This window comes from Chitinimonas prasina (assembly GCF_030160395.1).
Classification (GTDB): domain Bacteria; phylum Pseudomonadota; class Gammaproteobacteria; order Burkholderiales; family Chitinimonadaceae; genus Chitinimonas; species Chitinimonas prasina.
The window spans coordinates 726975-745778 of sequence record NZ_BSOG01000001.1 but is presented as its reverse complement, the minus strand read 5'-3'; the positions used below and the strand labels follow the sequence as shown (position 1 = coordinate 745778).

19 protein-coding genes and 1 tRNA gene are annotated in these 18804 nt (G+C 64.1%); 10 read left to right on the top strand and 10 right to left on the bottom strand.

The genetic code is table 11. The features are described 5' to 3' along the window. Positions 1-66: 66 nt before the first annotated feature. The 10 genes from QQK16_RS03575 to QQK16_RS03530 form a co-directional block, all read right to left on the bottom strand. Positions 67-142: transfer RNA gene (locus QQK16_RS03575), tRNA-Phe, on the bottom strand. Between the two features lie 78 nt (positions 143-220). Further along, positions 221-736 carry a hypothetical protein gene (locus tag QQK16_RS03570; RefSeq protein WP_284195050.1) on the bottom strand — a complete coding sequence of 172 codons (516 nt, stop codon included), beginning with the start codon at positions 734-736 and terminating at the stop codon, positions 221-223. Beyond that, on the bottom strand, positions 733-1347 hold the full coding sequence (locus tag QQK16_RS03565) for a hypothetical protein (protein ID WP_284195049.1): 615 nt from the start codon (positions 1345-1347) through the stop codon (positions 733-735). The genes QQK16_RS03570 and QQK16_RS03565 overlap by 4 nt, the downstream gene beginning before the upstream one ends. Continuing rightward, positions 1344-2972 (bottom strand): hypothetical protein, encoded by a 1629-nt coding sequence (locus QQK16_RS03560; RefSeq protein WP_284195048.1) that lies wholly within the window; start codon positions 2970-2972, stop codon positions 1344-1346. The genes QQK16_RS03565 and QQK16_RS03560 overlap by 4 nt, the downstream gene beginning before the upstream one ends. Continuing rightward, positions 2972-4174 carry a type II secretion system F family protein gene (locus QQK16_RS03555; RefSeq protein WP_284195047.1) on the bottom strand — a complete coding sequence of 401 codons (1203 nt, stop codon included), beginning with the start codon at positions 4172-4174 and terminating at the stop codon, positions 2972-2974. Before QQK16_RS03555 ends, QQK16_RS03560 begins: the two co-directional genes overlap by 1 nt. A 10-nt stretch (positions 4175-4184) precedes the next feature. After that, complete coding sequence (locus tag QQK16_RS03550; RefSeq protein ID WP_284195046.1) at positions 4185-5870, bottom strand: GspE/PulE family protein; 1686 nt, start codon at positions 5868-5870, stop codon at positions 4185-4187. A gap of 8 nt (positions 5871-5878) precedes the next feature. Then, positions 5879-7666, bottom strand: a complete 1788-nt coding sequence (locus tag QQK16_RS03545) for a tetratricopeptide repeat protein (RefSeq protein WP_284195045.1) — start codon at positions 7664-7666, stop codon at positions 5879-5881. A gap of 9 nt (positions 7667-7675) precedes the next feature. Continuing rightward, positions 7676-9547: a pilus (MSHA type) biogenesis protein MshL gene (gene mshL / locus QQK16_RS03540; protein WP_284195044.1), complete on the bottom strand. Its 1872-nt coding sequence runs from the start codon at positions 9545-9547 to the stop codon at positions 7676-7678. 59 nt (positions 9548-9606) lie between these two features. Then, on the bottom strand, positions 9607-10968 hold the full coding sequence (locus QQK16_RS03535) for an ExeA family protein (protein ID WP_284195043.1): 1362 nt from the start codon (positions 10966-10968) through the stop codon (positions 9607-9609). A gap of 2 nt (positions 10969-10970) precedes the next feature. Further along, positions 10971-12380, bottom strand: coding sequence for a sigma-54-dependent transcriptional regulator (locus QQK16_RS03530; protein WP_284195042.1), 1410 nt, complete (start codon positions 12378-12380; stop codon positions 10971-10973). A 202-nt stretch (positions 12381-12582) separates the two neighbouring features. On the opposite strand from QQK16_RS03530, the gene QQK16_RS03525 reads away from it, so the two are divergent. The 10 genes from QQK16_RS03525 (at position 12583) to QQK16_RS03480 (ending at position 18800) form a co-directional block, all read left to right on the top strand. Beyond that, a complete protein-coding gene (locus tag QQK16_RS03525) occupies positions 12583-13413 on the top strand; it encodes an ABC transporter ATP-binding protein (RefSeq protein ID WP_284195041.1) in 831 nt (276 codons plus the stop codon). 49 nt (positions 13414-13462) lie between these two features. After that, positions 13463-14200: a lipid asymmetry maintenance ABC transporter permease subunit MlaE gene (gene mlaE, locus QQK16_RS03520; RefSeq protein ID WP_308446994.1), complete on the top strand. Its 738-nt coding sequence runs from the start codon at positions 13463-13465 to the stop codon at positions 14198-14200. Next, entirely contained in the window at positions 14200-14682 is a 483-nt protein-coding gene (gene mlaD, locus QQK16_RS03515; RefSeq protein WP_284195039.1) for an outer membrane lipid asymmetry maintenance protein MlaD, read from the top strand. Before mlaE ends, mlaD begins: the two co-directional genes overlap by 1 nt. Before the next feature lie 15 nt (positions 14683-14697). After that, entirely contained in the window at positions 14698-15306 is a 609-nt protein-coding gene (locus QQK16_RS03510) for an MlaC/ttg2D family ABC transporter substrate-binding protein (RefSeq protein WP_284195038.1), read from the top strand. Between the two features lie 2 nt (positions 15307-15308). After that, positions 15309-15584 carry an STAS domain-containing protein gene (locus QQK16_RS03505; protein WP_284195037.1) on the top strand — a complete coding sequence of 92 codons (276 nt, stop codon included), beginning with the start codon at positions 15309-15311 and terminating at the stop codon, positions 15582-15584. A gap of 138 nt (positions 15585-15722) precedes the next feature. After that, the gene (locus QQK16_RS03500) at positions 15723-16610 is read left to right on the top strand and encodes an MlaA family lipoprotein (RefSeq protein ID WP_284195036.1); all 888 of its coding nucleotides are present in this window, start codon (positions 15723-15725) and stop codon (positions 16608-16610) included. A 97-nt stretch (positions 16611-16707) separates the two neighbouring features. Continuing rightward, a complete protein-coding gene (locus QQK16_RS03495) occupies positions 16708-17613 on the top strand; it encodes an ABC transporter ATP-binding protein (RefSeq protein WP_284195035.1) in 906 nt (301 codons plus the stop codon). A gap of 40 nt (positions 17614-17653) precedes the next feature. Further along, on the top strand, positions 17654-18409 hold the full coding sequence (locus tag QQK16_RS03490; RefSeq protein WP_284195034.1) for an ABC transporter permease: 756 nt from the start codon (positions 17654-17656) through the stop codon (positions 18407-18409). 47 nt (positions 18410-18456) lie between these two features. Then, positions 18457-18696, top strand: a complete 240-nt coding sequence (locus QQK16_RS03485; RefSeq protein ID WP_284195033.1) for a BolA family protein — start codon at positions 18457-18459, stop codon at positions 18694-18696. Then, a complete protein-coding gene (locus QQK16_RS03480; RefSeq protein WP_284195032.1) occupies positions 18678-18800 on the top strand; it encodes a hypothetical protein in 123 nt (40 codons plus the stop codon). Before QQK16_RS03485 ends, QQK16_RS03480 begins: the two co-directional genes overlap by 19 nt. The last annotated feature ends 4 nt before the right edge of the window (positions 18801-18804 follow it).

The following is an 18804-nucleotide window of genomic DNA, read 5'->3' as shown; positions in this document are numbered from 1 at the left end:
CCGGGCGGTGCGTATCAAGCCTTGGAGGACAAACGGCCTTCAGTGTTGAAGGCCGTCTGGGGTATTTGGTGGCCAGTCGCGGAATCGAACCACGGACACGCGGATTTTCAATCCGCTGCTCTACCAACTGAGCTAACTGGCCTGCGTTGAGAGGCCGCATTAAACAGGAAAGCCGACAGGGCGTCAAGCGTCTGTGTGCAAAGTTTTTATGGGGCGGCACTCAGGGCTGCTTGATCTGGCCGGGTTTTGCGGGTTTTTTGTCTTTTGCTTCAGTGGCTTGGGGTTGATTTGTGCCGCTGCGGCGGGATAGCAGCTGCAGTAGTTGGTTGAGCTCTTGCGGGGGGCGTTGGTAGACCTCGCGCAGGTTGCCGCCGGCGGGGTCCAGTGTCTGGCCCACCTTCAAGACCATGTCGCGGGCCTGGGGCGGGGGCATGCTGACCACCAGGGTGCTGGCGCTGAGGTTGCGGTTGGCGATGCTGGCACCGGCGATGTCGCGGCCCTGGTAGCGGGTGCCGTTGATCCAGAGGACGGGGGGCTGGTTGTTCTGCTGGACGATGCCGTCCAGCCTGACGGTGCGGGAGGCGTCGGCGCTGTCCTGTATGCCGACCCGGATGCGGTCTAGCTCCATGCGTTCAGCGGGGCTGAAGAACAGGCGGCCCAGGCCTTCACCGGGCTGGGCAGCATGGGCGGGCGGCAGGCAGGTGCAGAGGGCGAGGAGGGTGGCGGGCAGTTTCATTGCGGGATGGCCTCTGCAGGGGGCGTGTCCAGGGTGATGATGTCGCCTTCGCAGGTCATGAGCAGCAGGAAGGGGCGGGCGGAGCCGGTGCCGTCGCTGCGCTTGAGCGCGCATTGGCGGACGATGGCGGCGCCTTGCACGGTGCGCAGCCTGTCCAGCATGCGCAGGGCATCGACCTCGTGCAGCAGCTTGGTATCGAGGGTGAGCTTGCTGGCGTAGAACTGCAGGTTTTCCAGCATAGCGGTGTCGGGTGGGTCTTCCAGCGGGCGCCGTGGTTCGATTTGCAGGCTCAGGTCGGCGGGGTTGCCGGCACGGCTCAGGGCGGTGTAGTACTCGACCCAGGGCAGGCGCTGCTCCGGGCTGATGACGGCGCGTTGCTGCAGGCTGGTGTAGGCGGCCCGGTAGGTGGCAATGTCCTGGCTGTCTGCCACTGCGGCAGCGGCGCGGGTTTCGGACTCGACGGCAATGGCTTCGCTTTGCATCTGCTGTTGCTGGGCGGCCTGCCGCAGCAACCAGGCGCCGCCCACCACCAGGCCACAGAAGGCCAGTGACAGGCCGGTGTAGATCAGCGGCAGGCGGATGCGGCGCAGGTCTCGGGTCTGCCAGCTCATGATGTAGCCTCGGCAGGCGTGGGCGGGGTAAGCGGGATGACAAACTTGAGGCTGAAGGGGGCCCCCAGCGTTTGCTCGGCGCTGTCGCCCCCCAGCTTGATACTGGCTTCGGGGCGGATATCGATGGGCAGGGTGATTTTTTCGACGACTACGTCGGGGCGCAAGACGAAGGCAGCCGCGATCTGGTCTACCAGGGCCAGGGCCTCGCGGTAGCGATCTTCGTAGCCCAGCAGCCTGGCTTTGATGGCGACGATGACATAGCGCTTGCCGGGTGGTGGGGCGAGCGGCATGCCGTTGGCGTCGACAGCGTTGGGGTCGGCGGCTTGCACGGCGGCGGGTGTCTGGCCGGGTGTGGCAAAGCCCAGGGGTAGTTCGGCCGGGTTGCTGCCGACCAGCCAGCCCATTTCGTCCAGCTCGGCCATGGGGAAGCGGGCCATGACGGTGGCGACGTCGCGCATGGCGCCTTCCAGGGCGGGCCATTGCTCTACCAGCGTGCGATAGGCGTTGACGGCGTTTTTCATACCGCTGGGGGTAAGCTCGCCTGGCTTGAGGTTGGGCACATTGGCGGCGAACAGGCGTTCGGCTGCCTGCCGCCGCTGTTCGTTGATCTGGCTTTGCCGCTCCAGCGCGCTGGTCTGGCGGGTGAGCACGGCGCCGGCTGCCAGCGTGCCCAGCAGGATGGCGACGGACAGGTAGCGCAGGGCGCGGCCTATTTGCCAGGCGGTATGGGGTTTGCGCTGATCTGCCGTGGCGTACTGGTTGCCGGGGTGTTTGCTGGCGACGAAGCGTAGCCAGAAGGGTTCGGCCGTGGCCTGCTCGGGTGCGACAGAGATGCCCAGGGCGTGGGCGACCTGGTGGACCGGCATGAAGTGATAGTGCAGCAGTTCGGTATCGGGGCAGGCGGCGCGCAGGGCGGCTTGCTCGGTGGTGCTGCACAGCATGACCACCTGCAGGGCTTCGGTACGGTCTACGGCCCGCAGGCTAGCCAAGAACTGGCGGGCGCGGGCGGCTTCGGCAGCCAGCTGGCTGGCCAGGGCTTCGTGGTCGTCGCCTTCCAGCACGGTGAGGCGGGAGAAACGCAGCCCGCCCTCGGCCAGGTAGCTTTGGCGCAGGCCGCTACCTGTCTGGCGGCTGACCACCAGGGCGCGTGGGGGAATGTGCGTTACCTTGCGCAGGTGGCGGGCGGAGAGGAGGGCGATGGAGTAGACGCCGACCAGCTGGGCGTCGCGCTTGACCAGGGGCTGCAGCCACATGTCCAGCGGCAGGCGGTTGGTCAGGGCGGCGAACAGCACTCTGTCGTCGCGCCGGCCGTCGGGCTCGCGGCCTTGCAGGGTGGCGCTGCGGTAGTGCGATTCCCGGTAGAGCTGGTCCAGCCGGCGGCGCATGACCATGGCGCGGTCCCGCGCGTTGACGTGGGGTACGGTCTCGATCCGGTAGTCTTCTTCCTGCAGGTCGAGCACTACATGCCATTGCGCCTTGGGCTGGCTGGCGACCAGCAACTCGAACTCGGCTACGCCGCCGGGATGGGCTTCGAAACGGACGGCTTCGGCCAGCTGGGCGGCATCGCCTTGCCACAGCGTGAGGCCGGTGTCGGTGACGAAAAGGTAATAGCGCGTGATGGCCATCAGGTTTTGATCTTGGTCAGCAGGTCGTATATGGGGCCGAGTACGGACAGCATGACCGAGCCCAGGATAAAGCCCAGCAGCACGGTCATGGCGGGTTCGATCAGGGCTTGCACCTTCTCTATCGATTCCTTGACGTCGCGGTTGTAGAAGTAGCTGACGTTTTGCAGCGATTTATCCAGCGCGCCCGTGCTTTCGCCCACCCGCAGCATGCGTATGACCAGCGGCGGGAAGAGCCTTACCCGCTCGAAGCTGGCGGCCACGCCCTGGCCTTCGCCTATCTGGGCACGCACATCCTTGAGGCCTTGTTCGACGACCTTGTTGCCAACGACGCCCTCCAGGATCTTGAGGCTGTCGAGGATGGCAATGCCGGCGTCGTACATCAGGGCGAAGTAGTTGGCAAAGCGGGCCAGCATGATTTTCTCCAGCACGGCGCCGATAAAGGGCAGCTTGAGCTTGAGCTTGTCGACCTTGAACTGGTAGCGCGGGTCGCTGACCTTCCACAGGGCCCAGGCGGCCACCGTGCCCACTATGGCCAGCACGATCACCCACCACTGGTGCACCATGAAGTCGGAGATGGCGATCAGCAGCCGGGTGTTCCAGGGCAGCTCCTGCTGCATGCTCTGGATGAACTTGACCAACTGCGGCACCAGCCAGGTCATCAGGAAGATCACCACGCCACCGACCACGCTGCCGACAAACAGGGGGTACATCAGCAGTTTCTTGGTCTGGGCGGCCAGTTCGTCCTGCCACTTGATGGTGTCCACCAGGTTTTTCAGTACGTCGGGCAGCCTGCCGGTGGCTTCGCCGGCCTGTATCAGGTTGACGAAGACGGGGGCAAAGACGGCCGGGTGATTGGCCATGGCCTGCGACATCTGCAGGCCGCCCTCGATGTCTTCGATGATGTTGGCGATCACGTCGCGAAAACGGGGATGCTCCAGGGTGTCGCGCAGGTCGGTCAGGCCTTCAAGCAGGGGCACGCCGGCACGTGTCATCTGCTCCATATGGAAGCAGAAGGTGATCAGCTCCTTGCGCCCGACCTTTTTGCTGGTGAACAGGCTGGGGCTGTCGGACAGTGCCTGCTCCTGGATGAGGAACAGGCCCAGCTTGACCAGCCGGGCCTCGAGGTCGACCACATTGCTGGCCTCCAGCTTGCCGCGGACGGTGAGTCCTTCCTGGTCGATGGCGCGATACTTGAAGAGCACGGCGGGCCTCTCAGATGCGGTCCGTGAGGTCGACCACGCGGGAGATCTCGTCCAGCGAGGTCACCCCCTCGGCCACCCGCCGGATAGCGTCATCTGCCAGCGGCCGGAACCCCTTGGCCAGTGCGGCCAGGCGCAGTTCGCGGGCGGTGGCGCGACGGGCGATCATCTCGTCCAGCTCGGCATCGAGCTTGAGGATTTCCAGCACCGAGATGCGGCCTTTGTAGCCCTGGTTGTTGCAGTGCTCGCAGCCCTGGGCGCGGTACAGGGTGAGCGGAGCGCTGCTGTCCAGCCCCAGTATCATCCGCTCGAAGGCATCGGGCTCATAGGGGCTGCGGCAGCGCAGGCAGAGCTTGCGCACCAGCCGCTGGGCCACGATGCCGATAATGTTGCCGGCCATGATGTCGGGCTGTACGCCGATATCCAGCAGCCGGGGAATGGCACCGATGGCGGAGTTGCTGTGCAGGGTGGAATACACCTGGTGGCCGGTCATGGCGGCGCGCAGACCCATCTCGGCGGTGTCCCGGTCGCGGATTTCGCCGACCAGGATGATGTCCGGATCCTGCCGCATCATGGAGCGGATGCCGGAGGCGAAGTCTATCTTGTCGGTGACGCTGGTCTGCCGGATCATGGGCAGCGGGTATTCCACCGGGTCTTCCAGGGTCATGATGTTGACGCCTTCCTCGTTGATATGGCTGAGGATGGAGTACAGCGTGGTGGTCTTGCCGGAGCCAGTGGGGCCGGTGACCAGGATGATGCCCTCGGGCCGGGCAATCATCAGCTTGAGCAGGTTGAGGTTGTCCTCGGGCAGGCCCAGCTGATCCAGCGGTACCAGGCCTTTCTGTTTGTCCAGTATGCGCAGCACCACGTTCTCGCCATAGACGGTGGGCTGGGCGGCGACCCGGAAATCCAGCTGGCGGCCGGAGATGGTCAGCGAGATGCGGCCGTCCTGCGGTGCACGGGTCTCGGCGATGTTCATATGGCTCATGACCTTAAGCCGGACCACCATGGCTGGCCAGTAGGTCTTGTGCAGCGAGCGTATCTGCCGCAGTACGCCGTCGATGCGGTAGCGGATACGGACGAATTGTGGCTCGGGCTCAAAGTGTACGTCGGAGGCGCCCTGGTGGACGGCGTCGGCCAGCAGGGCGTCGATCAGTCGCACTACCGGCTGGCTGTATTCGGCATCGGCGTTGGACAGGCTGGCGTAGTCGATCTGGCCGGTTTCGATTTCGTGCAGGATGCCGTCTATGGACAGCTCGAAGCCGTAGTACTGATCGATGGCGCGGATGATGTCGGCTTCCGCCGCCAGCATGGCTTCGATCTCGTAAGCATTGCGTAGCAGTGCCCGCACCTGATCCTGTGCCACCAGGTTGTTGGGGTTGGCCATGGCCACGGTCAGCTTGCGCGTCTCTGGGTCCAGCGACATGGGCAGCATCAGGTTGCGCTTGGCCACGTCCTTGGGTATCAGGCTGATGGCGCTGGCCGTCGGGATGATGGTGGCGAGGTCGACTGAGTCCTGGCCCAGGTTCTCGGACAGGGCTTCGCGCAGGGTGGCGTCGGAGACGAAACCCAGTCTGACCAGTTCCTTGCCCAGTGGGGTGCCGGTCTTTTTCTGTTCGGTGAGGGCGATGCGCAGCTGGTCGGGGCTGATCACACCCTTGTGAACCAGCAGCTCTCCCAGCGGCAGTTTCTTGCGCATCTCGGCCACTAGTTCGCCCCCAGCGTCTGCAGGCGTTGCTGCACCACATCCGGGTTGAAGCTGCCTGGCTTGCTGCCGCGCAGCTTCAGGGCGGTGCCGTAGTACTGGCTGGCCAGCCTAGCCTCGCCCAGTGCATCCAGGGCGACAGCCAGGTTGTAGGCGTAGTCGGGTTCGGCCGGGTCGGCGGCATGGGCCTTGAAGTAATACTCCTGTGCCTCGCGCCAGCGGCCCTGCCGGGCCAGCAGGCCGGCCACGGCGGTGGCGGTTTCAGGGCCGGGCTGGCTGGCTTCGGCGGCCTTGAGCCGGCCCTCGTTGCCATCGGCGTCAGCATCGGTGCTGAGGCTCAGCAGGGCGGTGGCGGCCAGGGCGTCTTTGGGGTCGTTGGCCAGCAGGCGGCGATACAGATTGCGTGCCTCATCGAGCTGGTTGCGTTTGACGGCCACGGCGGCGAGGCCCAGCAGGGCATCGCGGTTGCGGCTGTCCTGCTGTAACTGGGCACGGTACAGCTCGGCGGCGCGGCCGTAATCGCCTTGCTGAAAGGCCTCGAAGCCCTGAGCCACGTTGCGGGCGATGCTGGGGGGCGGGTTGTCGCGGACAAAGCGGACATCGGGTGCGGCGAGGCCGGCGGGCAGCTCGACCACTTGGGCACGGTCGCCAGGCTTGGGGCTGACCGGCAAGCTGGGCTGGGCTGCGACCTGGGCTGGTGTGGCTTGGCCGGTGCTGGCTGATGCGACGGGCAGTGGCTGCATCGGGCTTGGTGGCAGCACCGACTGAGGGCCGCTGCTGGGGGCGGCGGGTGTCGGTGTCTGGGTGGTTGCACCGGCATTGGCTGCCGCAGCATCGGCTGCCGCAGCTTCGGCTGCCGCAGCATCGGTGCCGGGAGGGGGGCTGGGCTCGCCTGTTGCTGATGTGGCGGCGGGGTCTGTCAGTTCTGCCGGTGCGGGCTGGACGACCGCGCCGGGGTTGAAGCTGCCGACCTCGCGTGTTTGCCACCATAGCCAGCCACCCGCTGCCAGCAGGCCCAGTACGCCCACGCCGGCAATCAGGGCCAGCCGCAGGCCTGGTGAAGGGCCGCTGCGCTGGGTTTTCTGCTTGCTGTCGAACAACTGCCGTGCGGCTTCGGGCGAGAGCTGGGCGGGCGGGGCCTCGCTGCGCGCAGTGGGGGGCATCAGCGGGGCGGCGGGTGCCGGTGCGGGGGCTGCCAGTATGGGTTCGCTCGGTCTGGCGCGTTCTGTTGGCGGCGGGCTTGCTGGCGTAGCTGCGGGGACGGTAGCAGGATCTGCCATTGGCTGCGTGACAGAGGCTGCTTCCGCGACTACCAGCTTGTCCGGCGCTACATCCTGGTTGCCTGCGTGCTCGGGATCCAGTGCCAGCAAATGGCCGGCAGGGTGCGCTGCAGGTGAGGCGTCGAGCGGCCCGGCAGGCGGCTCGGCGGGCGGCTGCGGCAGGAGTTCAAAGCGAAGTTCGGGCAGGTCGGGCTTGACCGAGGGGGCGGTGGGTGCCGGTTCCGGTTCCGATACCGGTTCCGATACCGGCTCCAGTTTCGGTTCGGCCGGTGCCTCGGGCTCGGCCGTGGCGGTTTCCTCGACGACATCCTCCAGACTGAGGCTGGGGTAGTCGGGTGTGACGGCCTCTACCGGCGCAGGCAGATCCGGCGCCGGGGCGGCACCGGTCTCGGCCCCGCTCTCGGCGCTGGCCGGCAAGGTGGTTGCTGGCAGGTGGCTGGCGCTTGCCCCCTCTTGTTTACGGCGCTTGGCCGCCTCTGCTTTCTTCAGCGCGTCGAGCAATAAACTCATGCTGCCCCCTCAGTGCGCCGTCAGGCCACTGTTGAAGACGGACATCTCGTCCTTGGCGTTCTGGAAGAACTTGTCATCCGGCAGGTATTGGCGATAGGTCGACAGGTCGCCGTTGAGGCTGGGGTCGCGTACCACGATGGGGCGCATGAAGATGACCAGTTCGCTTTTGCCAGCGATGTCGTCACGCGAGCTGAACAGGTCGCCCACGCCCCAGGGCAGGCGCGACAGGCCGGGCAGGCCGTTGCGGCTGGTCTGGACATTGTCCTGGATCAGGCCGCCCAGCACTGCGACCTGGCCATCGGCCAGGGTCAGGGTGGATTCCAGCTCCCTGACCTGTATCTCGGGGATCATGCTGTCTATGGGTGAGCCCAGTATGCGCACGGCTGGGTCGGGCTTGTAGCCGGTGATGCGGGAGATGGTGGGTCGGACATTGAGCGAGACCATGTCCTGCGCCGATATCTGCGGTGTGACGCTCATGACCATGCCTACCGGTACGGTCTTGATATCGCTGGTGTAGGTGGCGGCTGTGGTGGTGCCGTTCTCAGCGGTCTGCGGTGGGGTGTAGGTCAGCTGGAAGTAGACTTTTTCGTCCACCACCTTGAGGACGGCGGTCTGGTTGTTCAGCGCCATGATCTTGGGGCTGGACAGCACCTTGGTCTTGCCGAACTGTTCCAGCGCCTTGATGGTGACGTTGAAGTCCGCGCCCTTGAACAGGCTGCTGGCGGTATTGGTGTAGGACAGGATGGACAGCGGGCCGGTGATGGACTTGACCTTGTCGTAGGCCGAGGTCAGTGGGTTGGAACCGGTCAGGTTCTGGTTGAAATTGAGCCGGTTCTCCTGGTTCTTCAGCACGCTCCAGTCTATGCCGGCCTGGTATTGGTCACCCAGGGTCACCTCGACGATGGTGGCTTCGATCAGCACCTGCCGGCGGGCGCCAGCGGTGACACGGTCCAGGTATTCCTGCACCTTGGCGTGTTCGCGGCTGCTGGCATTGACGGTAATGACGCCGGTTTCGGGGTGGATGAAGACGTCGTCGGCGCTATCGCCGCTGCCACCTGTCGAGGGCGTGGCGGGGGGGGCAGTCAGCTTTTCCAGCACGTCGCCGGCACCGGGGCCGGCCTGCACGGCGATCTTGGCTGCCTCGAGCTTTTCGTTCCGCTCAGCGGTCTTGCGCTGCTGGCTCAACTCACTTTGGCGCAGCGACTCGTCCTTGCTGGCCAGCGCTTCGCGTTCGACCTTTTCGCCCTCGGTGACACGCCGGGTGGAGGTCAGCAGACTGCGGATATTGGCTTCCAGCCGTTCCCAGAACTTGTTCTCGGAGAGGTTGGTGATTTCGGTGTTGGAGCTGTTGCTGCCGCCGCCCCCGGATGCCCCGCCGGTTGAGGCTACAGAAGTGGCGATGACGACCTTGCCGGTGGCGGTGCGGGCGGTGTTGACGTAGTCCACCGTGTAGGTCTTGACGAAGGGACGGTCGGGCACCACGGACAGCACACCGTTTTCCATGGTGTAGCGCATGTCTATTTGGCGCGAGATGCGATCCAGGATCTGCGGCAGGGTCTGGTTCAGCGCGTTGACGGTGACGGTGCCGGTGATCAGCGGGTGCACGTCCACATTGAGCTTGGCGTCGCGGGCCAGGGCGAACATCAGGTCGCGCACCGGGACATTGTTCACCACCACGCTGTAGGTGTCGCTGCGGTTCTGGGCGCCGGGCTTGGGCAGGAAGGCCGGGCGCTCCACCAGCTGCGGCAGGCCGGCGGGTGTGGCGGCGGGGGCGGCGACATGGCGGCCCTGTTCCACCTGCATGGGTTGGGTGGCGCAGCCGACGGCAAGCAGCGGGGCGAGTAGGAGTAGGCGGTGGCGGCTCATGGCGTGGTAGGGCATTTGCTCTGATTCTATACCTGTACTTTAGCTTTAGCTTGGAAACGGCTGATTTATAAGATTTATTGCTGTTTCCACATTTCTTCGCGTATGCCGCCCACGGTGCGCAGTATGGGTTGGTTGCGCTGCAGGTTGGGCGGTAGCTGCGCCAGTGCCTGGGCGGCTGCGCGCTGGTCGGTAAACAGGCCGTAGGCCAGGCCGTAGTGCGGCGTGCCTTCGCGGGTGGTGGTGGGGTAGAGATACAGGCTGTCTGCCGGCAGCTTGCGTGCGGCCTGCCCCAGGAAATCGGCCAGCTCGGCCCGGCGCTGCTTGGGGGTGACCGACAGCAGGATGGTGTAGGTGCCTGCCGGTTGTTGGTTCAGTGCGCTGCGGCTTTGTGTCAGACGGGTGTCGAATAGCGCATCGGCCGTGGCGGGCTGACTGGCCGGTAGCGGGGTGGGTGCGGCGGCGGGTGGCGTGATGGCTGGCGCGGGGCGGGTCTGGGCTGCCGGCTGGGTGGTGTGGGCGGGAGGCGCTACCTGGGGGGTGAGCCAATGGCCGCCGGTGGCGCCGGCGATCAGTCCCAGGCTGACCAGGCCGGTGCTGGCCAGGGGCCAGCCCAGGCGCAGGGGGCGGCGGTGGCGAAATCCGCTGTCCTTGATGGCGGCGCGGGCTTCGGCCTGGTCCACTTGGTGGCGGCCGGCGGCAAACGAGGCGATCAGGCATTTGTCTGCCAGGATGTTGATGCGGCGGGTCAGGCCTTCGGATTCGGCCGAGATCAGCTGCACTGCCTTGGCGGTGAAGATGTCCGGGCCCTTGTAGCCGGCGGCGCGCAGCCGGAACATGAGGTAGTCGCCGACATCGGTCTGGCGCAGGGGGGCCAGCTCGAAGCCATGGGTGATGCGCTCACGCAACTGGCGCATATGCTGGGCGGCCAGCTTGTCGTTCAGCTCGGGCTGGCCAAACAGGACGATCTGCATCAGCTTGTGGTGGCCATGCTCCAGGTTGGACAGCAGCCTGACTTCTTCCAGGCTTTCCTCGGGCATGGCATGGGCCTCGTCTATCAGCACCACCACCTGGCGGCCTTCGGCGTAGCGGGCGATCAGGGCTTCCTGCAGGGCGCGTATCAATACCTTGGCGCGGGCGTTGCCCAGGTCCAGGTGCAGGTCGTCGGCGATGGCCAGCAGGATCTCGTCCTTGCTCAGGCTGGGGTTGGCCAGGTAGACGGTGTCGATATTGGCCGGCAGCCGTTCCATCAGTACCCGGCACAGCATGGTCTTGCCGGCACCGACCTCGCCGGTGACCTTGACCAGGCCTTCGCCGTGCAGGATGGCGTATTGCAGGGCTTCCAGCGTGGCGCCGCGGTTGGCGCCCTGGTAGAAGAACTCGGTGTGAGGGGTGATGCGGAATGGCGGCTCGGTCAGGCCGTAGTGCTCCAGGTACATGGCTAGCTTACCTTCCGCTGGCTATCGAGCCGGCTGTACAGGGTGGTTCGGTTGACGCCCAGCAGGCGGGCGGCCTGGCTCATATTGCCGTCTGCCAGTTGCAGGGCGGCGGCGATGCAGCTTTGCTCCCAGGCGGCCAGCCAGGCATCCAGGTTGAAATCGGGCTGGTTGCGCAGCAGCTGGATGGCGGCGGCCAGATCGGGTTGCGTGGTCGCAGCCTCGGCGTCCATCTGCTCGCTGTCGAATTCGTCTGCCAGCGTAGCCTTGTCTATCTGCTCGCCAGGGTGCTTGGCCAGCAGCCGGATGGTGATGTTGCGCAGCTCCCGCACATTGCCGGGAAAGCGGTAACGCTGCCAGGCCTGCCTGGCCTCGGGGTCGAGCTGGAAGGGGGCGACGGCCAGTTGCTGGGCATAGAGTCGCAGAAAGTGTTCCAGCAGCAGGCTGCGGTCGTCGCCGAGTTCCCGCAGGGGTGGGGTGTCGATGGCCAACACCGACAGCCGGTGATAGAGGTCGGCGCGGAAGTCGCCGCTGCGTGACTGCTTGCGCAGATCGCGATTGGTGGCCGCGACCACCCTGGCCTGGCTGACACGGGTCTGGGTTTCGCCCAGGCGCTGGAACTCGCCGTTCTCCAGCACGCGCAGCAGCTTGGCCTGCAGGCCCAAGGGCAGCTCGCCAATTTCGTCGAGGAACAGGGTGCCTTCGCCGACTTCCTCGAAATAGCCTGCACGGGCCGTGGTGGCGCCTGTGTAGGCGCCCTTGGCGTGGCCGAACAGGGTGGCTTCGATCAGGTTTTCGGCCAGGGCGGCGCAGTTGAGGGCCAGGTAGGGTTGCTCGCTGCGGCGGGAGGCGGCGTGCAGGGCTCGCGCCACGCCTTCCTTGCCGGAGCCGGACTCGCCGGTGACCAGTACCGGGAAGGGGGAGTTGGCAAACTGGTGTATCTGCCGCTTGAGCCGTTCCATCGAGGGGCTCTGGCCTATCAGGCCGGCGACCTGCAGTTGTGGCGCCAGCGTGACTTCGGCGGCACGCCAGTTAAGGGCGCGGGTCAGGGCTGCCAGGATATGGTCCGGGCTGGCTGGCTTGGCGATGAAGTCGATGGCGCCCAGGGTACGGGCATGGCGGGCGTTGTGTTCGCTGGTCTGGCCGCTGAGGGCCAGTATCTTGATGGCGGGCACCAGGGCGGCCAACTCGACGATCAGGCGGAAGCCTTCGTCGGGCTGGTGGGGGGAGGGGGGCAAGCCCAGATCGACCAAAGCGATGGCGGGGCGGAACTCGACCGAGCTGGCGAGTGCGACGGCTTCTGGCCGGCTGGCGGCACTACGGACCTCGAAGGCTTCGCCGAGCACAAAGCCCAGGGTGTCGCGTATCAGCGGGTCATCATCCACCAGTAGGAGGCCAGGCTTGGCTATATCCATTCAGTGTTCCCAATGCGCGCAGGGGCGTCGAAGTTTCGACAATCCTAGCACCCGCTTGCGAGGCTGTTGAAGTAATTTCATGGCCTCATGGGTGCACCTGTTTGGTGCTTGCCACGGAAGGCCGTGTTGTTGCATTGCAACATGAACCCGGCATGAAAATTGTTGTCGGATGCTGGCTTACTTTAGAATTATGAATCCCCCAATGCCCTTGAGCTCCCCCGACGTGCCCGCCGACTCGCTTGTCGACATCGACAACGTAACATTTTCCTACGACCGCCGTACCATACTCAAAGGTATCAGCCTCAAGATACCAAAGGGGAAGGTGGTTGCCATCATGGGTGGCTCCGGCTGCGGCAAGACCACCCTGCTGCGCCTTATCGGCGGCCAGATCAAGCCTTCCAAGGGCGAGGTCCGTGTCGCTGGCCGCGTGGTCCATGAGCTAGACAGCGATGGGTTGTACCACTTGCGCCGCAAGATGGGCATGCTGTTCCAGTTCGGCGCCCTGTTCACCGATATGTCGGTGTTCGACAACGTGGCTTTTCAGATGCGCGAGCATACCGAGCTGCCCGAGTCGATGATACGGGACCTGGTGCTGATGAAGCTCAATGCGGTGGGCCTGCGTGGCGCTGCCAAGCTGATGCCATCGGAGCTGTCTGGCGGTATGGCTCGCCGGGTGGCGCTGGCCCGTGCCATTGCGCTGGACCCGGTGCTGATGCTGTATGACGAGCCGTTTGCCGGCCTCGACCCCATTTCGCTGGGGGTGATAGGCAAGCTGATACGCGATCTCAATGATGCCTTGGGTGCCACCTCCATCATGGTGACGCATTCGGTGCAGGAGTCGCTGCGCATAGTCGACTATGTCTATTTTGTGTCCGAGGGCAAGATCGTGGCTGAAGGTACGCCGGCCGAGATCACGGCTTCGGCTGAGCCCTATGTGCATCAGTTTGTCGATGGCCTGCCTGATGGCCCCGTGCCTTTCCAATACCCGGCCAAGCCGTATACCGATGAACTGATGGGAGTGCGCCGTGCTTGATTGGCTGGAAAAGCGGGTGCGCCGTATTGGCGAGCCTGTCGTCAACACGATGGAGAAGCTGGGTTTCGGTTTCCGTTTCATGATGGCGGTGCTGTGGCATTCCGGCACTTCCTTCCGCCGGCCTGGGCTGGTGATACGCGAAGTGTTTTTTACCGGCGTGCTGTCGCTGGTCATCATTCTGGTATCGGGCCTGTTCGTGGGTATGGTGCTGGGCCTGCAGGGCTACGACACCCTGGTGCGCTTTGGTGCGTCGGAGGCGCTGGGTGTGCTGGTGTCCCTGAGTTTGTTGCGTGAACTTGGGCCGGTGGTGGCAGGTCTCTTGTTTGCCAGCCGGGCAGGTTCTGCCATTACTGCCGAAATCGGCATGATGAAGGCGACCGAGCAGCTGGCTGCCATGGAGATGATGGCCGTGAACCCGGTGGCCCGGGTGGTGGCGCCACGTTTCTGGGCGGGTGTGCTGTCCATGCCCATCCTGGCTGCGTTGTTCTCGGCCATGGGCATCCTGGGTGGTTATGTGGTCGGCGTGGTGCTGATCGGCGTCGATGCCGGTACGTTCTGGTCGCAGATGCAGGCCCAGGTCGATCTGTTCAACGATGTGGGCAATGGCCTCGTCAAGAGCGTGGTGTTCGGCGTGGCTGTTTCGATTATTGCGGTGTTCGAGGGCTTTGATGCCCCGCCCACTGCGGAAGGGGTATCCGGTGCGACCACTCGCACGGTAGTGACTTCTTCGCTGGTTATTCTGGGTCTGGATTTCATCCTGACCGCATTCATGTTTAGGGGTATTTGATGAATCGCCGCGTTTATGATTTCTGGGTCGGCCTGTTTGTAATACTGGGCGTGGCCGCGCTGGCCTTCCTGGCGTTGCGTGTCAGCAACGTTTCCAACGGGGGCACCAAGCCTACCTATCGGGTGACGGCTGCCTTCGACAATATCGGTGGCCTGAAGGCCCGTGCGCCCATCAAGAGCGCGGGCGTGCTGGTGGGCCGGGTGGCCGGCATCCATCTGGATTCCACCACTTACCGTGCCGTGGTGGACCTCGATATCGAGCAGGGCTATCAGTTCAGCCGCGATACTTCGGCCGAAATCCTGACCTCGGGCATACTGGGCGATCAGTACATAGGGCTTGAAGCTGGCGGAGATGAAACCATGTTGAAGTCTGGCGATCGAATCACCCTGACTTCGTCTGCCGTCGTGCTGGAGAAACTGATCAGTCAGTTCATGTTCAGCAAGGCTGCGGAGAATCCCTCTCAGGCACAACCCGCCCCATAACAGGACACGACGACTATGCGTAAATTTTTTGCTTTCATGATGCTGGTGGCCGGCCTGACCGCTACCGCCGATGTACCCGCGCCCGAGCAACTGGTGCGCACCACCAGCAAGGATGTGCTGGAGGTGATCAAGAAGGAAAACCTGACACCGGCTGACAAGCGCTTCCGCGAGCTGGTGGAAGCCAAGGTGCTACCCAGCTTCGACTTTAACCGGCTGACCTCGCTGGCTGTGGGCAAGTACTGGAAACAGGCGACCCCCGAGCAGCAGGCCGCCCTGTCGCGCGAGTTCCGTACCCTGCTGGTGCGTACCTACTCCACCGCCATTGGTGTGAACAAGCTGCAAGGTATTGAAGTGAAGCCGGTCAAGATGGCAGATACCGACACCGATGTGATCGTGCGTACCGAAGTGTCGGCCGCCAGTGGCCAGCCTTTCCCTATCGATTACCGTCTGGGCAAGACCGGCAGCGACTGGAAGGTCTATGACGTGACCGTTGAAGGTGTGAGCCTGGTGACCAACTACCGCACCAGCTTCACCCAGACCATCCAGAAGGATGGCATTGACGGCCTGGTAAAGGCGCTGGCTGACCGCAATGCGGCCCAGTCGGCCAAGGCTCCGGCCAAGTAATCATGGCTGAGACCGTCAAGCTCAGCGGTGCGCTGACGCTGGATTCGATCTGCCGGGTACAGGCCGAGGTGGCCGCCAGGTTGTCGGCGCCGGACTTGCTGATCGATCTGTCCGAGGTCAGCGAGATTGATTCCACCGCTGTCAGCCTGCTGCTGCACTGGCAGCGTGATGCGCTGGCGCAGGGCCGGCGGATTGCCTTGTCGCAGCCGCCCGCCAACCTTACCAGCCTTGCCGCCTTGTATGGTGTTGAGGCCTTCCTGCCCAGCGTGCAGGGATGATGTCCTAGTGTCTACCCAACAGCATCGGCGCCTACAGGCGCCGTTGCTGATTGCCTGGAGCCTGTCGGTGAACCGTTTCGTCCGCGAAATTGTTCGGGACAGGCTCTATGCTTCAGTCTAAACGGCTACGGAGTTTTTATGCGCCACCCCTACACCTTGCTGCTCAGCCCGCTGCTGCTGGTGGCCTGTGCTACGCCCGCCAATCATTACGACCCGCTGGAGCCGGTGAACCGTAAGGTCTATGCCTTCAACAGTGCCTTGGACAAGGCGGTGCTCAAGCCGGTGGCGCAGGGTTATGTGGCGATCACGCCCAAGCCGGTGCGGGCGGGGGTGAGTAATTTCTTCGGCAACCTGGAAGACATCTATATCGGGGCGTCCAACCTGCTGCAGGGCAAGTGGCGTGAGGCGGTCAGCGACGGTGGCCGGGTGGTGTTCAACTCCACGCTGGGCCTGTTTGGCCTGATTGATATCGCCACGCCGGCTGGCCTGCCCAAGCATGATGAAGACTTTGGTCAGGTGCTGGGTGCCTGGGGTGTACCGTCCGGCCCCTATATCGTGATGCCGTTCTTGGGCCCCAAGACCTTGCGGGACAGCAGCGACTGGGTGGGCAGCTATGCCCTCAACCCCATGCGTGCCCTGCATGATGACGACACCAGCCTGGGGCTGAACCTGCTCAAGCTGGTGGATACCCGCGCCACGCTGTTGCCGGCTGATGCGCTGATCGAATCGGCCTCGTTTGGTGATGAGTACGGTTTTGTGCGCGACAGCTATCTGCAGCGCCGCTACAACCTGGTCTGGGATGGCGCACCGGCCCAGCCCTTGCCACTGGGTGAGGTTGAGGCGGACGAGACTGAACCAGCACCGGCCAATCCCGCAGCCCCTGCTGCGCCACAGCAACAGCCGGTTGAGACCGTGTCGGAGCCTGTGCCGGCGCCCGTGCCGCAGCCGGCTGCCATGGCTGAGCCACTGGACGCCGAGCCTGCCGCTGCCGAACCTGAGGCAGCCCCCCTGCTGCCTGCCCCCTGAGTGCGCCTGTCGCAGGCGGCCTAGGGCCGTCCTGCGTAATGTTGGTTTGCTCCTCGCCCGGCTCGGGTAGAATTCACGTTTTCCGCCTTTTATCGCCATGTCCGTAGCTATCCGCTTTTCCGCCGTCAAGAAGCGCTTTGGGGAGCTTGAAGCCCTCAAGGGGATAGACCTTGAGGTGCGCGAGGGCGAGTTCTTTGCCCTGCTGGGCCCCAATGGCGCTGGCAAGACCACCTTGATCTCAGTGCTGGGCGGCCTGACCCAGGCCGACAGTGGCAAGGCAGAGGTGCTGGGCAGCGATGTGCAGCGCGACTACCGGGCGGCCCGCCGCAAGGTAGGCATCGTGCCGCAGGAGCTGACCTTCGACCCTTTCTTTACCGTGCGCGAGACCTTGCAGTTCCAGTCCGGCTATTTTGGCTTGCGCCGCAACCATGCTTGGATAGATGAGCTGCTGGAGCAGCTGGGCCTGGCCAGTAAGGCGGACGCCAATATGCGTTCGCTCTCTGGCGGCATGAAGCGGCGGGTGATGGTGGCACAGGCGCTGGTGCACAAGCCGCCGGTCATCGTGCTGGACGAGCCTACGGCCGGCGTGGATGTCGCCTTGCGCCAGACCCTGTGGGCGTTTATCCAGCGGCTCAATGGCGAAGGCCATACCATTGTGCTGACCACCCATTACCTGGAGGAGGCTGAGACGCTGTGCAACCGGATTGCCATGCTCAAGCAGGGCGAACTGGTGGCGCTGGATGACAAGGCCGCCTTGATGGCCTCCCATTCGGCGCGGGTGCTGTCGCTGCGCTTGTTCCCCGATGTGCTGCCAGCGGCGCTGCAGCCATTGCTGGTCAGCCAGGAGGGCGGGGCCTATCAGCTCAAGCTCGATGACTGCGGTACGCTGGAGGCCATGCTGGCCACCCTGCGTGAAGCAGGGGTGGCGGTGCAGGACATGGAAATACTCAAGCCCGATCTGGAATCGGTATTCCTCGACGTGATGGGAAGGAAACGCGGGTAGGCCGGTGCGCGCATAGCGCCCTGATTCTGCTCCATACACCATGCAAGGCTTCAGTACCCTGTTCTACAAGGAAATCCTGCGTTTCTGGAAGGTCAGCTTCCAGACCGTGGCTGCGCCCGTCCTGACGGCGGTGCTCTATCTGCTGATCTTCTCGCATGTGCTGGAGTCGCATGTGGAGGCCTATCCGGGGGTGCGCTATACCGCCTTCCTGATACCGGGCCTGGCCATGATGTCCATGCTGCAGAATGCGTTCGCCAATACCTCCAGCAGCCTGATCCAGTCGAAGATCACTGGCAATATCGTGTATATCCTGCTGCCGCCGCTGTCACATCTGGAGTTCTTCCTGGCCTATGTGCTGGCTGCGGTGGTCCGTGGTCTGGTGGTGGGGTCGGGGGTGCTGGCGGTGACCATGTGGCTGGCCTGGCCGGAGTTCAAGTATCCGCTGTGGATACTGGCCTTTGCCTTGCTGGGTTCGTCGGTGATGGCCATCCTGGGTCTGATTGCCGGTATCTGGGCGGAGAAGTTCGATCAGTTGGCCGCTTTCCAGAATTTCATCATTGTGCCGCTGACCTTTCTCAGCGGTGTGTTCTATTCCATCCACTCGCTGCCGGCCTTCTGGCTGGGTGTATCGCACCTCAATCCGGTGTTCTACATGATCGATGGCTTCCGCTATGGTTTCTTCGGGGCATCTGATGTATCGCCCTGGCTGAGCCTGGCCGTGGTCTCGGGCACGGTGGTGGTGCTGGCTGCATTTACCTTGCAACTCCTGCGTACGGGCTACAAGCTCAAACACTGACAAGCTGGCGGCTACCGTCCGCCGGGACTCCAGAAAACAGAAACGTCATGGTTACTCCTGAACAAGTCAAACAATACATCGCCGCCGGCCTGGCCTGCGAAGTGCTCGAGGTCAGCGGTGACGGCCATCACTTCGAGGCCGTCATCGTGGCACGCGCTTTCGATGGCCTGCCGCGGGTGCGCCAGCATCAGCTGGTCTACCAGGCGCTGGGCGAGCGCATGCGTGAAGAAATACACGCGCTGTCGATGAAGACCTATAGTCCGCACGAATGGAAAAACCAGCCCTGAAGCAGCCCGAGCCCAAGCGTCGGCCCTTAAGCGACCGGCTGGGACTGGTGTTGATCAATCTGCCGTGGTTGCTGTTGCTGCTGATCTGGTGGCTGGCAGTCTGACCCG

Excerpts from the sequence above, each read along its gene's own strand:
- QQK16_RS03500 (WP_284195036.1), top strand. The coding sequence starts at position 15,723 with ATGCGCCACCCCTACACCTTGCTGCTCAGCCCGCTGCTGCTGGTGGCC.
- mlaD (WP_284195039.1), top strand. The coding sequence starts at position 14,200 with ATGAATCGCCGCGTTTATGATTTCTGGGTCGGCCTGTTTGTAATACTG.
- QQK16_RS03495 (WP_284195035.1), top strand. The coding sequence starts at position 16,708 with ATGTCCGTAGCTATCCGCTTTTCCGCCGTCAAGAAGCGCTTTGGGGAG.
- QQK16_RS03530 (WP_284195042.1), bottom strand. The coding sequence starts at position 12,380 with ATGGATATAGCCAAGCCTGGCCTCCTACTGGTGGATGATGACCCGCTG.
- QQK16_RS03490 (WP_284195034.1), top strand. The coding sequence starts at position 17,654 with ATGCAAGGCTTCAGTACCCTGTTCTACAAGGAAATCCTGCGTTTCTGG.
- QQK16_RS03510 (WP_284195038.1), top strand. The coding sequence starts at position 14,698 with ATGCGTAAATTTTTTGCTTTCATGATGCTGGTGGCCGGCCTGACCGCT.
- mshL (WP_284195044.1), bottom strand. The coding sequence starts at position 9,547 with ATGCCCTACCACGCCATGAGCCGCCACCGCCTACTCCTACTCGCCCCG.
- QQK16_RS03545 (WP_284195045.1), bottom strand. The coding sequence starts at position 7,666 with ATGAGTTTATTGCTCGACGCGCTGAAGAAAGCAGAGGCGGCCAAGCGC.
- QQK16_RS03480 (WP_284195032.1), top strand. The coding sequence starts at position 18,678 with ATGGAAAAACCAGCCCTGAAGCAGCCCGAGCCCAAGCGTCGGCCCTTA.
- QQK16_RS03505 (WP_284195037.1), top strand. The coding sequence starts at position 15,309 with ATGGCTGAGACCGTCAAGCTCAGCGGTGCGCTGACGCTGGATTCGATC.
- QQK16_RS03525 (WP_284195041.1), top strand. The coding sequence starts at position 12,583 with ATGCCCTTGAGCTCCCCCGACGTGCCCGCCGACTCGCTTGTCGACATC.
- QQK16_RS03535 (WP_284195043.1), bottom strand. The coding sequence starts at position 10,968 with ATGTACCTGGAGCACTACGGCCTGACCGAGCCGCCATTCCGCATCACC.
- QQK16_RS03570 (WP_284195050.1), bottom strand. The coding sequence starts at position 736 with ATGAAACTGCCCGCCACCCTCCTCGCCCTCTGCACCTGCCTGCCGCCC.
- QQK16_RS03550 (WP_284195046.1), bottom strand. The coding sequence starts at position 5,870 with ATGCGCAAGAAACTGCCGCTGGGAGAGCTGCTGGTTCACAAGGGTGTG.
- QQK16_RS03560 (WP_284195048.1), bottom strand. The coding sequence starts at position 2,972 with ATGGCCATCACGCGCTATTACCTTTTCGTCACCGACACCGGCCTCACG.
- QQK16_RS03565 (WP_284195049.1), bottom strand. The coding sequence starts at position 1,347 with ATGAGCTGGCAGACCCGAGACCTGCGCCGCATCCGCCTGCCGCTGATC.
- mlaE (WP_308446994.1), top strand. The coding sequence starts at position 13,463 with ATGGAGAAGCTGGGTTTCGGTTTCCGTTTCATGATGGCGGTGCTGTGG.
- QQK16_RS03485 (WP_284195033.1), top strand. The coding sequence starts at position 18,457 with ATGGTTACTCCTGAACAAGTCAAACAATACATCGCCGCCGGCCTGGCC.